This is a genomic window from Mycobacterium bulgaricum (assembly GCF_041287165.2).
Taxonomy (GTDB): domain Bacteria; phylum Actinomycetota; class Actinomycetes; order Mycobacteriales; family Mycobacteriaceae; genus Mycobacterium; species Mycobacterium bulgaricum.
The window spans coordinates 714,624-736,898 of sequence record NZ_JBGGKV020000001.1 but is presented as its reverse complement, the minus strand read 5'-3'; the positions used below and the strand labels follow the sequence as shown (position 1 = coordinate 736,898).

Sequence of the window (22,275 nt, the reverse complement as noted above, 5' to 3'; positions counted from 1 at the left end):
CTATTTGAAACCGACGCTGAAGTCGTGCCCCCACAGCGAGACGGCGGTGCTTTCCCGGGCCACCCAGTCCTTGTCGTCGACTTCGAGCCCCTCACAACCGAACTCGATGTCGAAACCGCCGGGCGTCTTCATGTAGAAGGACAGCATCTTGTCGTTGACGTGCCTGCCGAGCGTCGCCGACATCTTCACCTTGCGACGCAGCGCGCGGTCCAGGCACAGGCCCACGTCGTCGGCTTCGCCGACCTCGACCATGAGATGCACGATGCCACTGGGGGTTTCACCGGGCATGAACGCAAGGCTGTGGTGGCGCGGATTCACGCCGAGGAAGCGCAGCCAGGCCGGCGCGCCGTCGGCGGGACGGCCCACCAGCTGCGGAGGCAGCTTCATCGAATCACGAAGGAAGAAGCCGAGGACGTCGCGGTAGAAGTGCAGTGTCTCGGCGTCGTCGCGGGTCGTGAGCACGACGTGGCCGAGGCCCTGCTCTTCGGTGACGAACTTGTGGCCGTACGGGCTGACGACGCGGCGGTGCTCCAGGGCGACGCCGTGGAACACCTCGAGCGTGTTGCCCGACGGGTCGTCGAAGATGATCATCTCGTCGACGCGGCGGTCCGCCAGCTGAGTCGCGGTGGCCTCCTTGTACGGCGTGCCCTCGACGTCGAGCCGAGACCGAATGTCCTGCAGCTGGGCGGCATTGGCAGTCTCCCACCCGGATTCGAGCAGGCGGTCGTGCTCGCCCGGGACGATGATCAACCGAGCGGGGAACTCGTCCATCCGAAGGTAGAGAGCCCCCTCAGTCGGCCCGCTACCTTCGACCATGCCGAGGACTTTGAGGCCGTACTCGCGCCAGGCGGCGACATCGGTGCTCTCGATCCGCAGGTATCCCAAAGAATTGATCGTCACGATCTGTCCCCCTTACGTATTGAGGAAATCGATGGTGAGCTTGTTGAACTCGTCGAACTTCTCCAGCTGGGCCCAGTGTCCGCACTGTCCGAAGACATGCAACTGCACCCGCGGAATCTGCTTGAGCGCCACCAGCGCACCGTCGAGCGGGTTCACCCTGTCCTCGCGACCCCAGATCAGCAGTACCCGTTGACGCAGCTTGTACACGTCGCGCCACATCATGCCCAGCTCGAAGTCCGCACCGGCGAATGACTTCCCCATCGCCTTCGTCGCCGCCAGCGACTCGGGGGTGCTGGCGATCGCGAAGCGTTCCTCGACCAGCTCGGGGGTGATCATGTTCTGGTCGAAGACCATGATGCGCAGGAACTTCTCGATGTTCTCCCGCGTCGGGTCGGCGGCGAACCGGCCGAGCAGTTTGACGCCCTCGGTCGGATCCGGCGCGAACAGGTTGACGCTCAACCCGCCCGGCCCCATCAGCACGAGCTTGCCCGCCCGCTTGCCGTTGTCCAGCGCGAAGCGCACCGCGGTACCGCCGCCGAGCGAATTGCCCACCAGATCGGCGCTTTCGATGCCGAGGTGGTCGAAGAGGTTCAGCAGCGCGGTCGCGCTGTAGCGGTTGTATTGCTCGTGCTCGGTGTGCTTGTCCGAGTGCCCGTAGCCCGGCTGATCGACGGCGAGCACGTGGAAATGCTCGGCCAGCACCGGGATGTTGCGTCCGAAGTTCGACCAACTCGACGCGCCCGGCCCGCCGCCGTGCAGCAGCACCACGGTGCGCGCGGACGGGTCGCCGGCCTCGTGATAGTGCAGGCGCATGTCATCACGAACCTGCGCGTACCGAGAAGTGGACTCGAACGTGATCTCCTGCTGCTGAGCAGCTTCTGCGGCGAAGGACGTCACTAGACCATCGTGTCCTGAGGCGGCAGACCGAACGCATCGTTGCCGAAGATCAGGTAGGCGCGCTCGGGCTCGTTGGCCGCGTGAACGCGGCCCGCGTGGGCGTCGCGCCAGAATCGCTGGACCGGCTGCTCGAGCTGCAGCGCCGTCGCACCCGAAGCCTCGAACAGCAGGTCGATCGACGCGATCGCCCGCGCGGTGGCCCGGACCTGGTCGCGGCGGGCGGCGGCGCGCAACGAGAACGGGATCTCCTGGCCGGCCTTCAGCAGCCGGTACTCCTCGCCGACATTGCCGATGAGCTGGCGCCAGCCCGCGTCGATGTCGCTGGCGGCCTCGGCGATCCTGATCTTCGCGAACGGATCTTCCTTGGACTTCTCACCCGCGAACGCGGCGCGCACGCGCTTGCCCTGATGTTCGACATGCGCTTCGTACGCGCCGTAGGCCATACCCATGATGGGCGCGCTGATCGTCGTGGGATGCATGGTGCCCCACGGCATCTTGTAAACAGGGGCGGTGTTGTTCTCGTAGCCGCCGGCGGTGCCGTCGTTCATCGACTTGTACGACAGGAAGCGGTGGCGCGGGACGAAGACATCCTTGACCACGACGGTGTTGCTGCCGGTGGCCTTGAGTCCCACGACATTCCAGACGTCGTCGATGCGGTAGTCCGAGCGCGGGATCAGGAAGCTGCCGAAGTCGACCGGCTTGCCGTCCTTGATCACCGGCCCGCCCAGGAACGCCCACGTGGCGTGGTCGCATCCGGACGACCACTGCCAGGCGCCGCTGACGAGGTAGCCGCCGTCGACGACGGTGCCCGCACCCATCGGCGCGTAGGAGGACGACACCCGCACCGTCGGATCGCTGCCCCACACGTCTTCCTGGGCCCGCTGGTCGAACAGGGCCAGATGCCAGTTGTGCACACCGATGATCGACGACACCCAGCCCGTGGAACCGCAGGCGCTGGCGATGCGGCGGACCGCTTCGTAGAACAGGGTCGGGTCGCACTGCAGGCCACCCCACTGCTCGGGCTGGAGAAGCTTGAAGAAACCGACCTCGTCGAGCTCGGCCACCGTCTCGTCGGGCAGGCGCCGCAGCTCTTCGGCTGCGGCAGCGCGCTTCGCGATCCGCGGCAACAGATCGTCGATACCGGATAGAACCGACTGCGCGTCGCGCTGTTCAATGGACGTCACTGGTGTGCCTCCCGGGGCGTGCGAGCTGACCTAACAAAGATTAGAACACGTTACGATTTGTGTCGAGTAGCGGTGTCCTGTGGTCGCTGGACCTGCACACATTCATTTCTGTAACCTGTTCTAGTTATGACCGACTTGAGCGTGGAGAGAGGGCCCCTCCTGTGACGGACTCAGTCCTGTGACGGACGTTGCCGCCGACGAGCCGCTGGGCAGCCACGTGCTCGAGCTCGAGATCGCCGATGTCATCGACGAGACGGCGGACTCGCGTTCGCTGGTGTTCAAGTCTCCCGCCGACGCGCCCGTTCCACCCGAGAAACTGCACTATGCCCCCGGGCAATTCCTGACACTGCGCGTCCCGAGCGATCGCACGGGCTCGGTGGCGCGGTGCTACTCGCTGTGCAGCTCCCCGTTCACCGGCGACCCGCTGACCGTCACGATCAAGCGCACGGCCGACGGCTACGCATCGAACTGGCTGTGCGACAACGCTCATGCCGGCATGCGGATGCACGTCCTGGCCCCGTCGGGCACCTTCGTCCCCGACACCCTCGACGGCGACTTCCTGCTCCTCGCGGCGGGCAGCGGCATCACGCCGATGCTCGCGATCCTGAAGTCGGCGTTGTCGGAGGGCAGCGGCAAGATCACGCTGGTCTACGCCAACCGCGACGAGCAGTCCGTCATCTTCGCCCAGACGCTGCGGGACCTGGGCACGCAATATCCCGATCGACTCACCGCGATCCACTGGCTGGAGTCGGTGCAGGGGCTGCCCACCGTGCAAGCGCTGTCGGCGATGTTCGCGCCGTACAGTGCCCGCGAGGCGTTCATCTGCGGCCCCGGACCGTTCATGGCCGCGGCCGAGGAAGCGCTCAAGACCGCGGGCACGCCCGCCGAGAGAGTCCACATCGAGGTCTTCAAGTCGCTGGAGTCGGATCCGTTCGCTGCGGTCTCCATCGAAGAAGACGACAGCGACGAAGGCCCGGCCACGGCCGTCGTCACGCTCGACGGAACCACCCACGAGGTGACGTGGCCGCGCAAGGCGAAACTCCTCGACGTGCTGCTGGACAAGGGTCTGGACGCGCCGTTCTCGTGCCGCGAGGGGCACTGCGGAGCGTGCGCGGTGCTGAAGAAGTCCGGCGACATCGAGATGGAGGTCAACGACGTGCTGGAGCAGCAGGACCTCGACGAGGGCCTGATCCTGGCCTGCCAGGCGCATCCGAAAACCGATTCGGTCGAAGTCACCTTCGACGAGTAGCGAGGGGATTACCTTCATCACGATGAACCGGCTAGCAGCAGCAGGCGCGGCAGCACTGGCTCCGATGTTGATGGCGGCGCTCACCAGCGCGCCGACGGCCGTCGCCGCGTCCAACACGGGCGTCTCCTCGATCCCCGTGGACCCTGCCACCCAGATCCAGATGCACATCACCGCCAATTGCGTCGCGGCCGAGGCCAAGTGCTACTTCAACACCTCGGCCAATCTGCTCGGCCCGAACGGCCCCACCGGTTTCCCCGGCGACACGTGGGCGCGCCAGACGGTGACGCTGCGCAGCTCCAACCGGGATGTCTATCAGGAAGCCTGGTACAGCGCACCGGCCGGCATGCCGCGAGAACTCAAGGGCGCCAACCACGACAACGTGTTGTCGAAGCTGTACAAGGGCCTGCGCGACGTCGAGATCTCGGTGACCACGTTCGGCGGCGGACCCATCCAGCGCTTCACGACCGACGGCGACTCCCGCCCGCTGGACTGGGCCACCGGCCAGAACCAGACCAGCGCCGACTTCATCGCATGCTCCCAGATCCAGGTGGTCTACAGCGGGGTCAACCTGACCACGCCGACCGCCTGCGCGCAGACGACGTTCAGCTAGCGCGGCAGGCCGAGCAGCCGCTCCCCCGCCATCGTCAGCAGAATCTGCTCGGTGCCGCCCGCGATGGTCAGGCAGCGCGTGTTGAGAAAGTCGTGGACCAGCTTGTCCACCACGACGCCGCCGCCTTCGGACAGTTCCATCCGGAACTCGGCCAGCGCCTGCCGGTAGCGCACTCCGATCAGCTTGCGTGCGCTGGCCTGCGGGCCCGGATCCTGGCCCTCGACGGCGAGCTGCGCGATCCGCTGGTCGAGCAGTGAACCGACCTGCGCGGTGACGATCAGGTGCCCGAGCTGATCCTGTTGTGCGCCATCGATTTCCGACTCCGCAACCACGCGCAGCAGCTCCTCCATCGGATTGCCCAGCGCCGTGCCCTGGGCCATCGCGACGCGCTCGTTGGCCAGTGTGGTGCGCGCCAGCCGCCAGCCGTCGTTGACCTGGCCGACCACCATCTCGTCGGGCACGAAGACGTCGTCGAAGAACACCTCGTTGAACAGTTCGTCGCCGGTGATCTCGCGCAGCGGGCGGATCACGATGCCCGGGCTCTTCATGTCGATCAGGAAGTAGGTGATGCCCTTGTGTTTCGGCGCCTCGGGGTCGGTTCGGGCGAGGCACACCCCCCAGTGCGCCTTCTGCGCCGCCGAGGTCCACACCTTCTGCCCGGTGAGCTTCCAGCCGGAATCATCGTCCGCACGAACGGCTTTCATTCGCAGCGCCGCGAGGTCCGAGCCCGCGCCCGGCTCGCTGAACAGCTGGCACCACTGCAGCTCACCCCGCAGCGTGGCGGGTACGAACTGCTCGACCTGTTCCGGGCTGCCGTGCTCGAGGATCGTCGGCACGGCCCACCAGCCGATGACCAGATCCGGTCGTACCACCCCGGCCGACGCCAGCTCCTGGTCGATGAGCAACTGTTCGGCGGGGCCTGCGGCGCGCCCATAGGGCTTCGGCCAGTGCGGAGCGAGCAGTCCCGTCTCGGCGAACGCCACCTGCCGCTCGTCTTCGGGTGCCGCGGCGATTTCGCCGACCGCAGAAGCGATTTCGGGCCGCAGGTCGGCGACCGAGTCGAGATCGATGTGCAACTCCCTGCGCACACCCCGCTGCGTCAGGTCCGCCACCCGGCGCAGCCAACGCGAACGCCCGCCCAGGAATTGCCCGGTGCCGTAGGCCCGCCGCAGATACAGATGCGCGTCGTGCTCCCAGGTGATGCCGATGCCACCGAGCACCTGGATGCAATCCTTGGCATTGGCCTTGGCGGCCTCGATACCCACCGACGCCGCCAGCGCCGCCGCAATCGACAACTGCGCTGCATCGGTGTCGGATGCGGCGCGCGCTGCATCGGCGGCGGCGACCGAGGCCTGCTCGGAGCGCAGCAGCATCTCAGCGCACATGTGCTTGATCGCCTGGAAGCTGCCGATCGGCTTGCCGAACTGCTCGCGGACCTTCGCATACTCGGTCGCGGTGTCGAGCAGCCAGCGGGCGAGCCCGGCCGCCTCCGCGGCCAGCAGCGTTGCCGCGAGATCGACGACGCGCTGCGCGGGGACGTCCAATTCCTCGGCGGGCGCGCCGTCGAGGACCACACGGGCCAGCGGGCGGGAGAAGTCGGTGGCCTGGAGCGGTTCGATCGTCACGCCCTGCGCCGCGCTGTCCACCAGCAGCCAGGCGTCACCGGCCGGCAGCAGCAGCACCCCGGCGGCGTCGGCGCCCAGGACGTAGTCCGCGGTGCCGGTCACCCGACCGTCGCCGAAGGTCAGGTCGGCGGCGAGCGTGAGGCCCGCCGTGCGCTCGCCCGTCGCGAGCGCTTCGAGAAGTTCGGCGTGTGAATCCGGCAACACCAGGGTGGCCAGCGCGGTCGTCGCCACCGGTCCGGGAACCAGCGCGGCGGCCGCTTCGTCGACCATCGCGGCCAGGTCGGCCACCGTGCCGTCGGCCCCGCCGTGCTCCTCGGGGAGCGCAACACCGAAGATCCCTAGTTCGGTGAGGCGGCCGTAGGGGCCGCGCCAGGCGTCGGCGTCCCCCTGTTCGACATCGCGCGCCGCGTCGACGGCTGAGGACGCAGCTGCCCAGGTCCGGACCAGTTCTCGGGCGGCGGACTGCTCATCGGTGGCGATAGCCGAGGTGTGAGAAAGGCCAGTGGGCACCGGGACTCCTAGCGTTTGGGCGAGAAGACGGTGCTTCCCACTAGAACGTGTTCTAATAGTGCCAGCGTGCGACCGTCAAGTCGACCGCCATTACAGCAGGACACGTCGGTGTCGCGTGGGCACGGAGGTGAGAGAAACGTGATCGGCATGCGTATCGTTTTCTCAGAGATCGCATCACTAAGGAGCCACTCGCCGCATGTCTGGGACGTCCGAGTTGTCTGAGATATCCGCGGGAAAGTCACCCTCTGACTCCCGCCCACGTCAGGTCATGAACGTGGCGGTGCTGGCCGAATCCGAACTGGGGTCCGAGGCCCAGCGTGAGCGCCGCAAGCGCATCCTCGACGCAACCCTGGCCATCGCGTCGAAGGGCGGCTACGAAGCCGTCCAGATGCGGGCGGTGGCCGAACGCGCCGATGTCGCCGTCGGCACGCTCTACCGCTACTTCCCGTCCAAGGTCCACCTGCTCGTCTCCGCCTTGGGCCGGGAGTTCGAACGCATCGACGCCAAGACCGACCGGGCCGCGCTCGCCGCGGGCGCGACGGCCTATCAGCGCCTCAACATCATGGTCGGCAAGCTGAACCGGGCGATGCAGCGCAACCCGCTGCTGACCGAGGCGATGACGCGGGCCTTCGTGTTCGCCGACGCGTCCGCGGCCGGTGAGGTCGACCACGTCGGCAAGTTGATGGACTCGATGTTCGCGCGGGCCATGAGCGACGGCGAACCGACCGAGGACCAGTACCACATCGCGCGCGTCATCTCGGATGTGTGGCTGTCGAACCTGCTGGCCTGGCTGACCCGGCGGGCCTCGGCGACCGACGTCGCCAAGCGGCTGGACCTGGCCGTCCGGCTGCTCATCGGAGACGGCGACCAGCCTAAGATCTAGGCCGTGACCCTGCCGCCGGAGTTGCTCGACGCGCTGGACTCGGCGGCCGCCACGCCCCGCCTGCTCGTCACGTCCGATTTCGACGGCACGCTGGCCCCGATCGTCAACGACCCCGCCGACGCACGTCCGCTCCCGGAGGCGGCTGCTGCGCTGATCGAGCTGGCCGGCCTACCCGCGACGTCGGCCGCTTTGATCTCCGGCCGTGCGCTGCGGACGCTGCGCGAACTGTCGTCGATGCCCGAGGCGGTGCATCTCGTGGGCAGCCACGGCGCCGAGTTCGAGGCGGGGTTCGCCCACCAGATCGACACCGCGCTGCTGCAGGCCATCACCGACGGGCTGGACGCCATCGCGGCCGACAGGCCCGGCGTGACGGTCGAGACCAAACCGGCCAGCGTCGCGCTGCATGTGCGCAACGCATCCCCCGCCGACGCAGAGACTGCGCTGGCCGCCGCCTGGGACGCGGCGCCGCACTGGGACGCGCACGTGACCACCGGCAAGGCCGTGCTGGAGTTCGCGGTCGTCACCACCGACAAGGGTGAGGCCGTCGACATCCTGCGCGGCGAGAAGGACGCGACGGCCGTCGTGTTCTTCGGCGACGACGTCACCGACGAGAAGGCCTTCGTCCGGCTCGGCGAGTCCGACATCGGCGTGAAGGTCGGGCCGGGTGACACCGCGGCCGCCTACCGCATCGACTCCCCCGACGACGTCGCGGCAGCGCTGAAATACCTCGCCGACCGCCGCAGCCGGACGGTCCTTGCCTGATCGGCAATACTGTTTGCGATCTCGCCGGAACCGAATCACATTGGAAGGATGAGTGATTCACTAGCATCCGCCGAGTGGGACGAGCGGTACACGACCTACGCCGATCGCATGCCCGACGACGCCCCGAGCGCAGTGCTGATCGGCGTCGCGCAGGGCCTCACACCGGGAACCGCGCTCGACGTCGGCTGCGGGATCGGCGCCAACGCCATCTGGCTTGCCGCGCACGGCTGGACGACGACGGGGGTGGACGTCTCCCAGGTCGCCCTGGACCGGGCCGCAGCCCGCGGCAGGCACGCCGGCGTCGAGGTCCGATGGACGCGCGGCCGTATCGAGGATCTCGCGGTGGCGCCGAGCGATTTCGTCGTCGCGCACTACCCCGCGCTGCGCCATTCAGCCGGCAACGACGCCCAGCGCGCACTACTCGGGGCCGTCGCCCCCGGCGGCACACTGCTGGTCGTTCATCATGCGAACGTCGAACTCGAGGTGGCGAAGGCACACGGGTTCGACCCGTCCGACTACGTCAGCCACGACGACATCGTCGGCATTCTCGGCGACGACTGGGACGTCACCGTCGAGCGTGACCGTCCCCGCGATGTCCCCGCCGGCCTCGACGGCCAACACACGCACGACGATGTGGTCGTGGCGCGCAGGAAACCCTAGGCCGGCGGACCCGACGTCCGCCCGCGGACGACCTCGGTGTCCAGGATCTCGACGACGGGCAGACCCGTCCGCGGTGGACTGTGCAGGATTTCCCCTGCGCGACGGCCCTTCTCGACGCTGGGCTGCACCACCGTCGTCACACCTCGCTGACGCGCCTCGGGCACGCCGTCGAATCCCGTCACCGTGATCTGTCCGGGTACGTAGATGCCCTTCGCGCGCAGGTGGTCCATGGCCGACAGGGCGAGCACGTCTGCCGTACACATCAGCGCGGTGATCCGCGGATTGGCGTCGAGGGCGACGTCGGCGCCTGCACCACCCGACGTCGGCAGGTGCTCGTAGCTCTCGACGACGGTCAGCGATTCCGGGTCCAGACCCGCCGCGGTCATCGCGTCGTACACGCCGCGAATCCGCTCGCTCTGGACGTGAAAGTGCGGCGTACGCACCCGGTCCGGGTCAGCCAGCGCGGGGCGTGGACCGCCGTGCGGCCAGTCGCGGCCCAACCGCATCGTGAGCAGGCCGATCTCGCGGTGCCCGAGTTCTATGACATGCTCGGCGAGGCGGCGCATCGCCGCCCTGTCGTCGATGCCGACACAGGATGCGCCGGGGACGTCCTTGGGCTGATCGACGACCACCACGGGCAGGTGTCGCTGCAGCACCGCCGGGAGATAAGGGTCGTCGTCGGAGGCGGAGTAGACGACGAAACCGTCCACCCCTGCCGCGAGCACGGCCGCCGATCCGTCGGCGACGCTGCGGTTGGGCCCGACGGCGACCAGCAGCAGGCCCTGGCCGACCGTCTCACACGACTCGGCAAGTCCCGCAACGAAATCAAGGGCGGCCGGATCGCTGAAGGAATAGTTCAGGGGCTCGGTGATGACCAACCCCACGGCCCCGGCCCGACGGGTGCGCAGTGAGCGCGCGACGGGATCGGGACCCGGGTACCCGAGCCGCTTGGCGGTGGACAGCACCCGCTCGCGAAGCTCCGCCGACAGTTGGTCGGGACGGTTGTACGCGTTGGAGACAGTGGTGCGCGAGACGTTGAGCTCAGCGGCAAGGGACGCCAGGGTGGCACGCCGTCGTGGCGTCGGACTCCTGGACATGCTCCCCGAGGTTAGTGGATGGCGTGTCGCGCGACGCGTCACGCACCCGCGCGCGCCGCAGACCGCAGGCCCGTCCGCGGCGCACGCGAGCCGGCCCACACCAGCAGCCACACCGCGCACGCGATCGTCACGATCACGAAGCTCGGCGGCATGTTGAACATCGCCGAGAACACCAGACCCGCCCACACCGACGCCAAACCGATGACCGCCGACACCGCCATGGCCAGAATCGGCCGCGCCGTCAGCATCAGCGCCGTCGCGGCCGGGGTCACGACGAGCGCGAACAGCAACAGGGTGCCCACCGCCTGGACCGCCATCGTCACGGTCAATCCGAGCAGCACCGTGAACGCGATCGACAACCCGCGCACCGGAACGCCCTTGGCTTCGGCCACTCTGCTGTTCACGGAGGTGAACAACAGCGGTCGGAAGATGAAGGCGACGCCTGCGGCGGTCAGCACGAGCAGTGCGGAGAACGTCAGCAGCTGCCCAGAACTGATGGCAAGCAGGTTGCCGAACAGCACGTTGGTCAGCGTCGAGGAATTGCGGGTGGCCAGCGAGTTGAAGAACAGCCCGAGGCCGGTCGCGAACGCGAGCACGGTTCCCGTGGCGACCTCACGATCCGAGGTCCGCTTGCCCAGCGCGCCGATCACCAACGCCCCACCGATGCAGAAGACGCCGAGACCCGCGACGGCGGGAAGGCCGATCAGCACCGCACCCGTCGCGCCGGGCAGCCCGATGTGGGCCAGGGCGTGGGCGGCGAACGCGGAGTGCCGCACCACGATGAAGTAGCCCATCAGGCCCGCGACCAGCGCGACGATGGTGCCGCCCATCCAGGCGTTGCGCATGAAGGAGGAGCCGAGGATGTGGAGCCAGTTGTCCTGGTAACCCAGCGCGACGACCGTCTCGGTCATCCCCCGCTCCGCATGTAGAGCTCACCCTGGAGGGTGTGGGCGACCTGAATTTTGGTGCCGTACATGTGGGTGAGCAGAGCGGAGTCGACGACTTTGTCGAGCGCGGCGTGATGCGCGTGCCCGTCCAGGAGATAGATCGCGCTGTCGAGCACGGTGAGCATCGGGTTGAGGTCGTGCAGGACCACCAGGATGGTCACACCCAGCTCGCGCTTGAGGCGGGCGAGCACCCCGACGATCTCGTGTTGGGTCCGAAGGTCCAGCGACGCCAGCGGCTCATCGAGGATCAGCATGCGGGGGCGCGCGACCAGGGCGCCGGCCAGCGCGATCCGCTGTCGCTGGCCACCGGACAGGTCCGAGAGCCGCCTATCGGCGAGGTCCCTCGCGTCGACCCAGCCGAGCGCCTCGTCGACCCGGCTCCTATCGGCCGCCGTCGTTCGGGAGAAACCCCAGCGCCGCCCGGTCAGGCCGAGCAGCACGGCATCGCGTGCTCGGATGGCCTCGTTGGCGTTGGCATCGTAATTCTGTGGCACATAACCGATCTCGTCGTTGACCGTACCCGGACGGGCGCCGTGGACCTTGACCGAACCCGACGAGATCGGGAGCAGACCGAGGATCACCTGCAGCAGGGTGGTCTTCCCGGATCCGTTGGGACCGATGATCGCAACGAATTGGCCGGAGTCGATGCGAAAGCTCGACTCCGACCAGACGGTCCGTCCTGCACGTTCGACGCTGACGTTGTCGAACTCAAGCGCGGCGTCGAACTCAGGTGGTGACATCGAAGGCCTTGGCGAGTGCGTCGAGTTGTGCCACCTGCCAATCCTGGAACGTCTTCGCCTCGGGCGGCAAGGTTTCGGTGACCTCGACAACCGGAATGCCCGCCTGCTCGGCCGCCGAGCGGATCTGCTCGGGAACCGAGCCTTCGGTCTGGGTGTTGTAGATCAGCACGTCGGCACCGCGATCGGACAGCAGCCCGAGAAACGCGTCGAGGTCGGCCGGTGAGGGTTCGCTCTCATTGGCGGCCGCGACCTGGTAACCCTCGGGGGTGCGGTTGGCCAGCCCGAGCGCGGCAGCCATGTCGTCGAACACGCTTTCGCTGGCGGCGTAGGTCTTTCCCGCCGCGCCGTTCTTGATCGCCTCGATCGTGTCGGCGTAAGGCTTCATCGACGCTGCGAAGTCGGTGCGGCGCTGCGCGAAGTACCCTGCGCCGTCGGCCGAGAGCTTGCTGAGCTCCGCGGTCACCGCGTCGCTGACGCCGTTGACCGCGGCGGGGTTGTACCAGACGTGCGGGTTGGCGGCCTCGTGATCGTGGTCGGCGTCTCCGTGCCCTTCGTGGTCCTCGTGGTCCTCGTGACCGCTGAGCTCGACCGCGTTGATCACGGCGGCATCGGGAGCCGACGTCTCGGCCAGCTTCGCCGCCCACTCGTCGTAATGTCCGCCGTTGAGAACCACGAGCTGGGCGCCTTCGAAGGCGACGGCGTCCGAGGGCGCGGGCTCGTAGTCGTGGGGATCGACGGACGAACCGGCCAGCACGGTCGTGACGTTGGCGCAGGCGCCACCGAGCTGGGAGACGATGCTGCCCCACTGGTCGACGCTGACCACGACGTCGACGGGTTCACTCGGGCAGTCACCCTGCGCGCCATCGGAGGCGACGTTGTCGGTGCCGCCACAGGCGGCAAGGGTGAGCGGCAGACAAACGGCCAGGGCCACAGCCAGCGGACGCACCCTTCGAGACGAACACATCACTCCGCAACGATAACCGTTTTCATTAGCGATCGCACGCCGCGAACCGACATCGCCTCAAATCGGACTCACGCCGCGACACCCGCTACTACCGTGACATCAGGGGAGGGCCGCTATATGAGCTCGACAAATTCGCGCCGACGCACCATCGAGGTTGCCGGGCGCTGGTGGCGGCAGGCGGATCAATTCGACTGGCTCAGCGGCTATCTCCATGCCCGTGGGCTCGCGACCGCGACCCGCCGCCTGATGGCCGTGGTGTCCGCTGCGCTGATCCTGATGGCGCTGGGGATGCTGGGAACCCGCGACACCGCCTCAGCGCTGACCCTGACCGTCTGCGCCGCGGCATGCGCTGCGGGTATCGCCTACGTCGTGCTGTGGTTGCGGCGCTGGCCTTCGAAGCGTCAATCGCTGCTGATGGGCGTGTTCGGGTCCATGCTGGTGTTGCTGGGCGCCGTGATGCACCCCGACCCGGTGATCGCGTTGATGACCTGCACGGGCCTGGTGGTGCCGGGAGCCTACTTTGCGTTCTTCCACCACACGCGGGCCATCCTGTTCAACCTCCTGGTAGCCACCTCGGCCGGTGCGATCTGCGCCGCCCGACTGCTGGCCGCCCATGACAGCGACGTCGCCGCCATCGCGGGCTTTGGACTGATCGTCGAACTCAACATCGTTGTGCCGCTGGTGATTCAGACAGTCGTGCGGACGATGGGCGCCGACGTGGTGCGTTCTGACCACGACGCGCTGACCGGCGTGCTGAACCGTCGCGCCTTCTACGAACGCGCGACCGCGCTGCTGACGTCACCCTCCTCCGAGCTGCAACTGCTCGTCGTGATGATCGATCTCGACAACTTCAAGCACCTCAACGACACCTACGGACATCTCGCCGGTGACGAGGCGCTGGCCTCCGTGGGCTGGGCGCTACGTCAGTCCAGCCCGGGTTCGGCGATCATCGGCCGGGCCGGCGGGGAGGAGTTCCTCGTCATCGCCACACTGTCCCCGGCCGCCGCCGACCTGCTTCCGTCGACGCTCTGCGCGGCGATTGCCGCACTGCCCCATCCGGTGACGGCCAGTGTGGGCGCGGCGGTGACGGAGTGGGATGCCGTTCCCGACGCCGCGTCCGCGATCGAGAGTCTCATCGCGACGGCCGATGCGGCGATGTATCAGGCAAAGCGCGACGGCGGCAACCGAGCTCTGGTGCGCCGGGCCGCGTCACGACTTCGGAACTGACAGCGCTACTCCCCCGTCGCCACGGGCCGCCCCGGCTCCGAGGACCACTGCGACCACGAGCCGGGGAACAATGCCGCATCGACGCCGGCCGCGCGCAGCGCCGCGATGGTGACCGCGGCGGTCACACCCGAACCGCAGTAGACACCGACCTCGCCGCCAGCGGCGTCGTGCTCAGCGAAGAACCGCGTCAGTTCGGCCTCGGACAGGAACGTCCCGTCACCTGCCAGGGTTGCGGTGCTGGGAGCGTTGCGCGCACCCGGGATGTGCCCCGCGACGGGATCGACGGGTTCGGTCTCACCCCGGAAGCGCTCGGGTGCGCGGGCGTCCAGCACACCCCCGAAGCCCGTGACGTCGTCGGCCGTCAGGGTGGGTAGCGCGCCGCGGTACAGGTCAGCGACATCGACGGTCACATCTCCCGGTTCCGGTGTGACCGAACCTGTTTCGATGGCCCCGCCGGATTCCCTCCAGGCGGCCAAGCCACCATCGAGGATGCGAATGTCGCGCAGACCGGCTGCCGTCAGCACCCACCAGGCACGAGCGGAGCCGGCGCGGTTCCAGTCGTCGTAGACGACGACTGGAACGCCTTCCCTGAGGCCCCATCGCCGCGCCGATTCCTGCAGGGCAGCGCCCGAGGGCAGCGGATGCCGGCCGCGGCCGGTGACGCTGTGGTCTGAGAGCTCCTCGTCGAGCGAGACATACACCGCACCCGGCACATGACCCCGGGAGTGCGCCGCGCGTCCGTCGGGTTCGGTTAATTCCCAACGGACGTCGAGGACGCTCACAGGCTGACCGGACGCGATGAGATCCGCCAGTTCCGTTGCCGTGATGAGGATGTCCGAGCGAGTCATGCCCTCATCGTGCCACCGAGATCAGTGATCGTGGCCCACGGCGCCGCTGAGCTCGTTGGGCGCCTGATCCAGGGTCACCGACTCGGCGATCGCGCCCGCCTCAAGGTCGACAGCATGGATCTGCCTGGTGGCGGGATCCGACACGTACACCGCGTCCTGACGGGTGAAGATCGCCGGGCGCGGTTCCTGCCAGTCGTCGGGCTCCGTCCAGGCGCCGGTGACCTCGATCGACTTCAGCTGCGCGCCTGTCACCGGATCGAAGACGTAGAGCCTGCCGTCTGTTCCGAGGACCAACGCCTCGGCCTGCGGCCCGCGGGCCAGCGACCGGAAGGTGTAGCTGACCGACGGCGGCAGCGCGACGATGCGCATCTGGTCGGTCGTCGTGTCGATCAGCGCGACCTGCTCGGGCCGCTCCAACTCGGCGTCCGGGTCGATTTTCATGTCGCCGAGTGCGACCGGTGAATCGTCGTGCCCCTTCGCCGTCCCGATCCGACCGTACGGGGTGGGGCTCGCGATCTTGGTGAACTTCCCGTTCGCGTACTCCAATGCCCCGTTTTCGCAACCGAAGACGACCGTCTCGTCGGCGACGACCGTCTCACCGTGCAGTCCGGGGCAGTCCTCGCTGCGCGCGATCTCGCGGTCGCCCTGCAATGCCACTGCACCGGCGCGAGTCTCGGCATCGCCGAGGCTGTGCAGCAGCGTGCCGTCGGACAGGATCACCGCGACACCGTGGTGCGGCTGTGGGGTCTTGAAGCTCTCCGTCTTCGGCATGCCACCCTCGTCGAGAGCATGTGGGTCGAACGCGGTGATCTCCCCCGAGCCGTCGGCGAACAGCACCGTGTGCTCCCCGTGGACCACGACGTGACCGGCTTCCTCGGCAGGGAAGGTGTCCTCCGTCAACTCCCCGCCCGCGGCATCCAGGATCCGGAACCCCTCATCGGTGGTCACGAGCACGTGGCCTTCGTCGCCGGCGGGGTTCACCCGCAGGAACCCGTCCAGCGGGATGTCCTGCTTGACCTCAAGGGTTTCGCCGTCCAGGACATAGAGCCCGCCGTCGTAGGTGACGGCCAACGGCTCGGCAATCGGAGTCTGCGGAGAGTTTTCGCCGCCCGACGAGCAGGCGGTCAGGGCCACCGCCGCGCACGACAGCGCTCCGAATCGGTGGAGCCACCGCTGACTGGACATGTTCGCTCCCTTCCGAGCTGGTGTGGGTCGACCTTCGGCTACCGGAGGCCGGCAATGATGGCGCCGGTGTTGGCGCGCATCATGTCGAGATAGGTGTCCCCGGGAGAGCCCGGCGGGCTCAGCGATTCGCTGTAGAGCGAGACGATGGCGACGTGAATGCCTGCCTCGTCGGCGAGCACCCGTGCCAGCTTCTCGGGCTGCGACGAGTCGACGAAGATCGCAGGCACGCGCTCCGATTCGATGGCATCCACGAGTGATTGCAGATCTGCGGCGCTCGGCGCTGCGAGCGTGGTGCCGCTGGGGACGACGGCGCCGATCACCGTGAAACCGAAACGGTCTGCAAGATAACCAAGTACGTGGTGGTTGGTCACCAGCTTGCGCCGATCGGCGGGGACACTGCCGAAGCCGTCCTGCATCGAAGCGTCGAGGGCGCGGAGCTGGGCTCGGTAGGAATCGGCGTTGCGCGATACGGCGTCGCCGTCGATGCCCGCGACGCCGCGGACAGCCTCCTCGATCGCGTCGACCGCGGTGACCATGCGCTGCGGATCGGTCCAGAAGTGCGGGTCGGGGTTTCCCGCGCCCTCGCCGGTGGCGTACCGGATGGGATCGATGCGGTCGCCGACCGCGAGTGTCGGAGTCCCCTCGGCTGCAACGCTTTCGACATTGCGCAGAACATTCTCTTCCAGACCGAGGCCGTTGTAGACGATCAGTCCGGCTCTGCCCATCGCCGCCGCGTCCTGAGCGGAGATACCGAAGGAGTGTGGATCGGCGTTGGGCCGCATCAGGACTCGGACGGCCGCAGTATCGCCGACGACACTGCGGACGACATCGCCGAGGATGTTCGTGGTGACGACGATCTCGCCGTCGCGTGCCGGGGCTGGGCCGCCACACGCGGTGACCAGTACACCCACGATCGCGCAGGCGCACACCAGTGTCCTTCGGATCACCGGCCCGCCTGCACCATCAGACCGGGGACGACGTCCGTGCGCAGGGTCCGCGCCACCCGTAGGCCGCCGGCGTAGTCGATCTCGTACACCTCCCGAGTGCCTGCGTTGTTCACATAGGCGCGGTCGGAGTCGATGTCGATCACCGGTTGCGGACCCTCGGCGGGAATGGCGTTCGCGAACAACGGGACTCGGGCAGTCTCGACGCGCGACTGCACGTCGAAGGAGCCGAGCGTCCCGTCGCGGTGCAGGACCAGAACGGTGCCGTCGCCCGCGGTGTTCGTCGCCACGGCATCGGGAACCGGTATCAAGGTCCACGAGCTCTGCCTGCTGTCGAGCACCCAGACGGTGCCCGCCGACAGACCGGCGAAGACGTCGGCGCGATCGCGGTGATCCATGCGCACCGGACGCAGCGCCGGAGCATCGGCAGGGAACGGCGCCGTTGTCGCCGCGAGATCGCCGTCACCACCGGTGATTCTCAACGCGCCTCCGGCGCATCCGAACACGACGGCGCGCCGCGTCGTCATCGCCCAGGTGGGATCCGAGCATTCACCAGTGAGATCCTGCGTGCCGGTGTCACCGATGACCTGCACCGTCCCCGCCGAGGTGACCACGACCACCCGACTGCCGTAGGGCACCGCCGCTGCGACGTCCGACCCCACCATCAGGCCTGCGGGCGCCTCGATTCTCCTCTCTCCGAGGGCATCCCGGTCGATCAGTTCCGTTGCGCCCGTTGCCGTCCGGACGGCGGCCATCGAACTGCTCGCGCTGACGCTGGCGGCCGGGACCTCGAGTGTCGCGACTTCCGATGGCGTGGTCGCGAAATAGTGGTAGTGGTCGCCGTGGTCGAAAGTCCATGCGCCGGCGTCGACGACCGTGGTGCGCCCGCCGGTCTGGAGATACGCGAACCGGCCGTCGCCGGCCACACCTGCCACGGGCCCGTACGAACCGATCCTCGTCTCGACCTCCTCGACGGCGTCGTACACCGAGGTCTCGCCTGTTCCGGGATCGACCAGCACGAGCTTCGTCGACGCACCGTCGAGCTCACGCGCACCCTCGGCGACGGCCACACCGTCGCCTGTCGTGGAATGTTCGGGCTGCGGCGGCGGTTCCGCGCCACCGGCACAGGCCGCCACGACACAGGCCGAGGCTGCCACCGCCGAAGCCTTCACCCACTTCGAGCGCATCGCCGAGAGCAGCGACGAGGCGAAGAACAGCAGCACCGCGACTCCGGCGATCGTCGCCCCGCCTGCTGTTCCCGCGTACCAGGAGATCAGCAGACCGGAGTAGACGGCGAGCGCCCCGATCGCCGCAGACAGCAGCATGATTCGCGGAATCGACCGAGCCCACACCAAGGCCGCGGCAGGGGGCGCGATGAGCAGACCGAGCACCAGCAGGGTTCCGACCACATGGAACGAGGCCACCATGGCCACGGCCATCAGCACGGTCAGCACCGGGATCGCCATCCGCGGACGCAGTCCCAGTGTTGCCGCTTTGCGGGGATCGAAGGTCACGGCGACGAAGGCGCGGTGCCCCACCGCGACCGCACCCGCGGTCAGGATCAGTGCTGCGCCCAGGACCATCAGATCCGTTGTGCGCACTGCGAATACGTCGCCGAACAGGAAGCCGGCCAGGTCGACGGCGAAGCTCTGCGACCGCGAAACCACGATCACTCCGACGGCGAGCATCCCCACCAGCAGGAGTCCGATGCCCGTGTCGGACGACAGCTTCGCCGATCGCCCGATCGCTGCCACACCCAGCGCCATGAGCAGGGCAGCGATCAGGCCACCTGCCATCAGGCTGATGCCGAGCAGTGCGGCGGCCGCGACGCCGGGCAGCATGCCATGCGTCATGGCTTCGCCGAGAAAGACGTTGCCGCGCAACACCACCCAGCACCCGACCAGTGAGCACAGGCACGCGGCGAGCACACCGGCGACCAGCGCCCGCCAGACCATGTCCGCCTGGAAAGGGTCGATCAGCCAATGGGTCATGCCGTACACTCTTAGCAGAAATGAAAATCGTTTTCAATAAAGTTGACTTCGAACATCCCGGCGTTCCGGTGTTCCACGGGCTGTCCCTGTCGATCGCACCGAACGCCGTCACGGCACTCGTTGGGTCCAACGGGAGCGGAAAGTCGACACTGCTGGGTCTGCTCGCCGGCGTGCTCTCACCGGATGCCGGGTGTCTGTCGACCGGAGTCGACGACGTCGCGTTCGCGGTTCAGCGCAGCGCCGTCACCGACAACTTCCCGATCACCGCCTTCGAGGCCGTGATGATGGGCCGCTGGCGCCGGCTCGGGCTGATGCGCCGCCCGAAGCCCGTCGACCGTGCGATCGTCGAGCACTGGCTGACCGAGCTCGGCCTCGTGGATGTGCGGGACCGCACGCTCGGCGAGCTGTCCGGCGGACAGCGTCAACGTGTGCTGCTCGCACAGGCTTTCGTGCAGCAGGCACCACTGCTGCTGCTCGACGAGCCGACCACAGGTCTGGATTCGGGATCTGCCGCCGTCGTCGTCGAACACCTGCGCCGCCTCGCCGACGCGGGCACCACCGTCGTCGCCGCGACGCACGATGCCGCGGTGGTACTGGCCGCTGATCACCGCATCGACCTCGACGAGGCCGGGTAGCGCCTACTCTGAGGATCATGACCACGGTCGACCTCAATGCCGATCTCGGCGAGGGCTTCGGGGTGTGGACCCTCGGTGACGACGACGCGATGCTCGACATCGTCACGTCCGCCAACGTCGCGTGCGGGTTCCACGCCGGCGATCCCGCCACACTTACCCGCGTGTGCCGGGCTGCGGCGCAGCGTGGAGTGACCATCGGCGCTCAGGTCAGCTACCGCGACCTGGCCGGCTTCGGGCGGAGGTTCATCGACGCCAGCCCAGAGGATCTCACCGCCGACGTGATGTACCAGATCGGCGCTCTGTCAGCGCTCGCCGAAGCCGCCGGTTCGACGGTGTCGTACGTCAAACCCCATGGGGCTCTTTACAACTCGATCGTCACCCATCGTCAGCAGGCACACGCCGTCGCCGAAGCCGTGCACGCTGTGGACCCCACGCTGCCGGTACTCGGGCTCGCCGGTTCTGTGTTCTTCGCCGCCGCCGACGAGCTCGGACTGCGCACTGTGCCCGAGGCGTTCGCCGATCGTTCCTACCGGGCCGACGGTCAGTTGCTGTCCCGCCGCGAGCGCAACGCCGTCCTTCACGATCCCGACGAGATCGCCGAGCGCGTCATCTCGATGGTCATGAAGGGACGGGTCGACGCAGTGGACGGCTCGACCATCCCGATCACGGTCGAATCGGTGTGCGTGCACGGTGACTCACCCGGCGCGGTCCAGATCGCCACCGCAGTGCGTGAACGGCTGATCGCCGAAGGCGTGGCGCTGACGCCGTTCAGTTAGCGCCCACCTGCCGGTTGGCGGTACGGATCACGCTGTCGAGCAGGCCGGGAATCGCGGCGTCGACTTCTTCGCGGCGCAGCTTCTGGTACGTGAGACCGTCGAGGACGAGCCGCTCGGTGATGCCGGCTTCCCGCAGGATCTTGAAGTGGTGCGTCGCGGTCGACTTGTTGATGCCGTCGTAGAGCGCGCCGCACTGCAGTGGCGTGCCCGCGTTGTACAGGCGCCGCACGATCTCGAACCGGACGGGGTCGTGAATCGCCGCCAGCACCTGCTGCACCGGGGCGACGGGATGAGTCGGGTAGGCCGCCTGCTCCGTGACCAGCACGTGGTCGGTCATGGGAATAAGCCTCGCAATACTCGGTTTGATCTAGGTCGAACCGAGCGTACGCTCAGACGGGTTCGATATCCGTCAAACCACACTTTTGGAGGTGGCACCGCGATGGTCGCGTTCGAGCGCTCGATCGGCGAGACGCAGCGGTGGGCCTACCCGCTGCTGCTCGTGCTGAGCGGCGTTGCGCTCGGGGTGTCCGGCCTGCCGGCTCCGCTGTACGGCATCTACGAATCGAACTGGCACCTGTCGCCGCTGGCCACCACCATCGTCTTCGCGGTGTACGCCGTCGCGGCGCTGGGCGCCGTCCTCGTGTCGGGCAAGATCTCCGACGTCGTCGGCCGCAAACCGGTGCTGGTCGGTGCGCTGATCGCATTGCTGATCGGGCTCGGTGTCTTCCTGGTCGCCGACAGCATCGGCATGCTGCTACTGGCACGGACCATTCACGGCGCCGCAGTCGGCTCCATCGTGGTCGCCGGCGCGGCCGCGTTGTTGGACCTGCGCCCCGACCACGGCGTGCGCGCCGGGCAACTCAGCGGCGTGGCTTTCAACATCGGCATGACCGTCGCAATCCTGGGCTCTGCGCTGCTCGCGCAGTATGCGCCGCATCCGTTGCGGACCCCGTATGCCGTCGTCGCCGTCATCTGCCTGATCGTCGGTGTCGGCCTTCTGGCCCTGCGGGAACCGCACACCGCCCGGACCCGCGGACCGATCCGGATCGCCCGCCCCGCGGTCCCGTCGGAAATCCGCGGCGACTTCTGGTTCTCGGCGCTCGGCGCCATGGCGTCCTGGTCGGTGCTCGGCGTGCTGCTGTCGCTCTATCCGTCGCTGGCGGCACGGCAGACCCACATCGACAACCTGGTCTTCGGTGGGGCGGTCGTGGGCACCACGGCGTTCGCGGCCGCACTGGCGCAGCTGGCCGCCACCCGCATCCCCGCCAGATACTCGGCCATCATCGGCGACGCCGGAATGGCGGTCTCGCTGCTGTTGACCATCCCCGTGCTCTTGACCCACCAGTGGCAGCTGGTGTTCGTCGCCGCGGCGCTGCTCGGTGCGACATTCGGCCTCGGCTTCGGCGGTTCCCTGCGCCACCTGTCCGACGTCGTGCCCGCGGGCAGACGCGGCGAAACGATGTCGGCGTTCTACCTGCTGGCCTACTCGGCCATGGCCGTGCCCACGCTCATCGCGGGATGGGCCGCGACGCAGTGGGACCTGGCCGCGGTCTTTCCGTGGTTCGCGGGCACCGTCGCCGTCGCGTGCCTCGGCGCCGCCGTCGCAGGTCTACGGAGCACCAGGGCCGCTGCCTAGGGTGG

General features: G+C 68.0%; 22 protein-coding genes. 9 read left to right on the top strand and 13 right to left on the bottom strand.

Annotation, left to right across the window (positions count from 1 at the left end; all coding sequences use genetic code 11):
- From hsaC to hsaA, 3 genes are read right to left on the bottom strand one after another with little or no spacing between them, the layout of a single operon-like run.
- A complete protein-coding gene (gene hsaC / locus ACAG24_RS03630; RefSeq protein ID WP_370471304.1) occupies nt 1-900 on the bottom strand; it encodes an iron-dependent extradiol dioxygenase HsaC in 900 nt (299 codons plus the stop codon).
- A 12-nt stretch (nt 901-912) separates the two neighbouring features.
- A complete protein-coding gene (gene hsaD, locus ACAG24_RS03625) occupies nt 913-1,797 on the bottom strand; it encodes a 4,5:9,10-diseco-3-hydroxy-5,9,17-trioxoandrosta-1(10),2-diene-4-oate hydrolase (protein WP_370471303.1) in 885 nt (294 codons plus the stop codon).
- A complete protein-coding gene (gene hsaA, locus ACAG24_RS03620) occupies nt 1,797-2,981 on the bottom strand; it encodes a 3-hydroxy-9,10-secoandrosta-1,3,5(10)-triene-9,17-dione monooxygenase oxygenase subunit (RefSeq protein ID WP_370471302.1) in 1,185 nt (394 codons plus the stop codon). The genes hsaD and hsaA overlap by 1 nt, the downstream gene beginning before the upstream one ends.
- 178 nt (nt 2,982-3,159) lie before the next feature.
- Between hsaA and ACAG24_RS03615 the strand changes: the two genes are divergently transcribed.
- Both ACAG24_RS03615 and ACAG24_RS03610 read left to right on the top strand, forming a co-directional pair.
- The gene (locus tag ACAG24_RS03615) at nt 3,160-4,230 is read left to right on the top strand and encodes a 2Fe-2S iron-sulfur cluster-binding protein (RefSeq protein ID WP_370471301.1); all 1,071 of its coding nucleotides are present in this window, start codon (nt 3,160-3,162) and stop codon (nt 4,228-4,230) included.
- A gap of 22 nt (nt 4,231-4,252) precedes the next feature.
- A complete protein-coding gene (locus ACAG24_RS03610; RefSeq protein WP_370471300.1) occupies nt 4,253-4,840 on the top strand; it encodes a hypothetical protein in 588 nt (195 codons plus the stop codon).
- On the opposite strand, the gene ACAG24_RS03605 is transcribed toward ACAG24_RS03610, so the two are convergent.
- A complete protein-coding gene (locus ACAG24_RS03605) occupies nt 4,837-6,975 on the bottom strand; it encodes an acyl-CoA dehydrogenase family protein (RefSeq protein WP_370471299.1) in 2,139 nt (712 codons plus the stop codon). The genes ACAG24_RS03610 and ACAG24_RS03605 overlap by 4 nt on opposite strands.
- Before the next feature lie 196 nt (nt 6,976-7,171).
- On the opposite strand from ACAG24_RS03605, the gene kstR reads away from it, so the two are divergent.
- From kstR to ACAG24_RS03590, 3 genes are read left to right on the top strand one after another with little or no spacing between them, the layout of a single operon-like run.
- Nucleotides 7,172-7,858 carry a cholesterol catabolism transcriptional regulator KstR gene (kstR, locus tag ACAG24_RS03600; RefSeq protein WP_024446849.1) on the top strand — a complete coding sequence of 229 codons (687 nt, stop codon included), beginning with the start codon at nt 7,172-7,174 and terminating at the stop codon, nt 7,856-7,858.
- 3 nt (nt 7,859-7,861) lie between these two features.
- Nucleotides 7,862-8,620, top strand: a complete 759-nt coding sequence (otsB, locus tag ACAG24_RS03595; RefSeq protein WP_370471298.1) for a trehalose-phosphatase — start codon at nt 7,862-7,864, stop codon at nt 8,618-8,620.
- Nucleotides 8,621-8,668: 48 nt separating this feature from the next.
- Entirely contained in the window at nt 8,669-9,280 is a 612-nt protein-coding gene (locus ACAG24_RS03590) for a class I SAM-dependent methyltransferase (RefSeq protein WP_370471297.1), read from the top strand.
- Here the strand turns inward: ACAG24_RS03590 and ACAG24_RS03585 are convergent.
- From ACAG24_RS03585 to ACAG24_RS03570, 4 genes are read right to left on the bottom strand one after another with little or no spacing between them, the layout of a single operon-like run.
- The gene (locus ACAG24_RS03585) at nt 9,277-10,377 is read right to left on the bottom strand and encodes an Rv3575c family transcriptional regulator (RefSeq protein ID WP_370471296.1); all 1,101 of its coding nucleotides are present in this window, start codon (nt 10,375-10,377) and stop codon (nt 9,277-9,279) included. The two genes, ACAG24_RS03590 and ACAG24_RS03585, sit on opposite strands and share 4 nt — an antisense overlap.
- Nucleotides 10,378-10,415: 38 nt before the next feature.
- The gene (locus ACAG24_RS03580; protein WP_370471295.1) at nt 10,416-11,288 is read right to left on the bottom strand and encodes a metal ABC transporter permease; all 873 of its coding nucleotides are present in this window, start codon (nt 11,286-11,288) and stop codon (nt 10,416-10,418) included.
- Nucleotides 11,285-12,064: a metal ABC transporter ATP-binding protein gene (locus tag ACAG24_RS03575; protein ID WP_370471294.1), complete on the bottom strand. Its 780-nt coding sequence runs from the start codon at nt 12,062-12,064 to the stop codon at nt 11,285-11,287. The genes ACAG24_RS03580 and ACAG24_RS03575 overlap by 4 nt, the downstream gene beginning before the upstream one ends.
- On the bottom strand, nt 12,051-13,028 hold the full coding sequence (locus ACAG24_RS03570; protein WP_370471774.1) for a metal ABC transporter solute-binding protein, Zn/Mn family: 978 nt from the start codon (nt 13,026-13,028) through the stop codon (nt 12,051-12,053). Before ACAG24_RS03570 ends, ACAG24_RS03575 begins: the two co-directional genes overlap by 14 nt.
- Before the next feature lie 117 nt (nt 13,029-13,145).
- On the opposite strand from ACAG24_RS03570, the gene ACAG24_RS03565 reads away from it, so the two are divergent.
- Nucleotides 13,146-14,255, top strand: coding sequence for a GGDEF domain-containing protein (locus ACAG24_RS03565; RefSeq protein WP_370471293.1), 1,110 nt, complete (start codon nt 13,146-13,148; stop codon nt 14,253-14,255).
- A gap of 5 nt (nt 14,256-14,260) precedes the next feature.
- Here the strand turns inward: ACAG24_RS03565 and ACAG24_RS03560 are convergent, their stop codons facing one another.
- From ACAG24_RS03560 to aztB, 4 genes are read right to left on the bottom strand one after another with little or no spacing between them, the layout of a single operon-like run.
- Nucleotides 14,261-15,103, bottom strand: a complete 843-nt coding sequence (locus ACAG24_RS03560; RefSeq protein WP_370471292.1) for a sulfurtransferase — start codon at nt 15,101-15,103, stop codon at nt 14,261-14,263.
- A 21-nt stretch (nt 15,104-15,124) separates the two neighbouring features.
- Entirely contained in the window at nt 15,125-16,288 is a 1,164-nt protein-coding gene (aztD, locus tag ACAG24_RS03555) for a zinc metallochaperone AztD (RefSeq protein ID WP_370471291.1), read from the bottom strand.
- 38 nt (nt 16,289-16,326) lie between these two features.
- Nucleotides 16,327-17,235: a zinc ABC transporter substrate-binding protein AztC gene (gene aztC, locus ACAG24_RS03550; RefSeq protein ID WP_370471290.1), complete on the bottom strand. Its 909-nt coding sequence runs from the start codon at nt 17,233-17,235 to the stop codon at nt 16,327-16,329.
- On the bottom strand, nt 17,232-19,223 hold the full coding sequence (gene aztB, locus ACAG24_RS03545) for a zinc ABC transporter permease AztB (protein ID WP_370471289.1): 1,992 nt from the start codon (nt 19,221-19,223) through the stop codon (nt 17,232-17,234). Before aztB ends, aztC begins: the two co-directional genes overlap by 4 nt.
- Nucleotides 19,224-19,243: 20 nt before the next feature.
- Between aztB and aztA the strand changes: the two genes are divergently transcribed.
- Both aztA and ACAG24_RS03535 read left to right on the top strand, forming a co-directional pair.
- The gene (gene aztA / locus ACAG24_RS03540) at nt 19,244-19,858 is read left to right on the top strand and encodes a zinc ABC transporter ATP-binding protein AztA (RefSeq protein WP_370471288.1); all 615 of its coding nucleotides are present in this window, start codon (nt 19,244-19,246) and stop codon (nt 19,856-19,858) included.
- 17 nt (nt 19,859-19,875) lie between these two features.
- Nucleotides 19,876-20,634 carry a LamB/YcsF family protein gene (locus tag ACAG24_RS03535; protein ID WP_370471287.1) on the top strand — a complete coding sequence of 253 codons (759 nt, stop codon included), beginning with the start codon at nt 19,876-19,878 and terminating at the stop codon, nt 20,632-20,634.
- Here ACAG24_RS03535 and ACAG24_RS03530 read toward each other — a convergent pair.
- A complete protein-coding gene (locus tag ACAG24_RS03530; protein ID WP_370471286.1) occupies nt 20,627-20,971 on the bottom strand; it encodes an ArsR/SmtB family transcription factor in 345 nt (114 codons plus the stop codon). The two genes, ACAG24_RS03535 and ACAG24_RS03530, sit on opposite strands and share 8 nt — an antisense overlap.
- Nucleotides 20,972-21,073: 102 nt before the next feature.
- Between ACAG24_RS03530 and ACAG24_RS03525 the strand changes: the two genes are divergently transcribed.
- A complete protein-coding gene (locus ACAG24_RS03525; protein ID WP_370471285.1) occupies nt 21,074-22,270 on the top strand; it encodes an MFS transporter in 1,197 nt (398 codons plus the stop codon).
- The last annotated feature ends 5 nt before the right edge of the window (nt 22,271-22,275 follow it).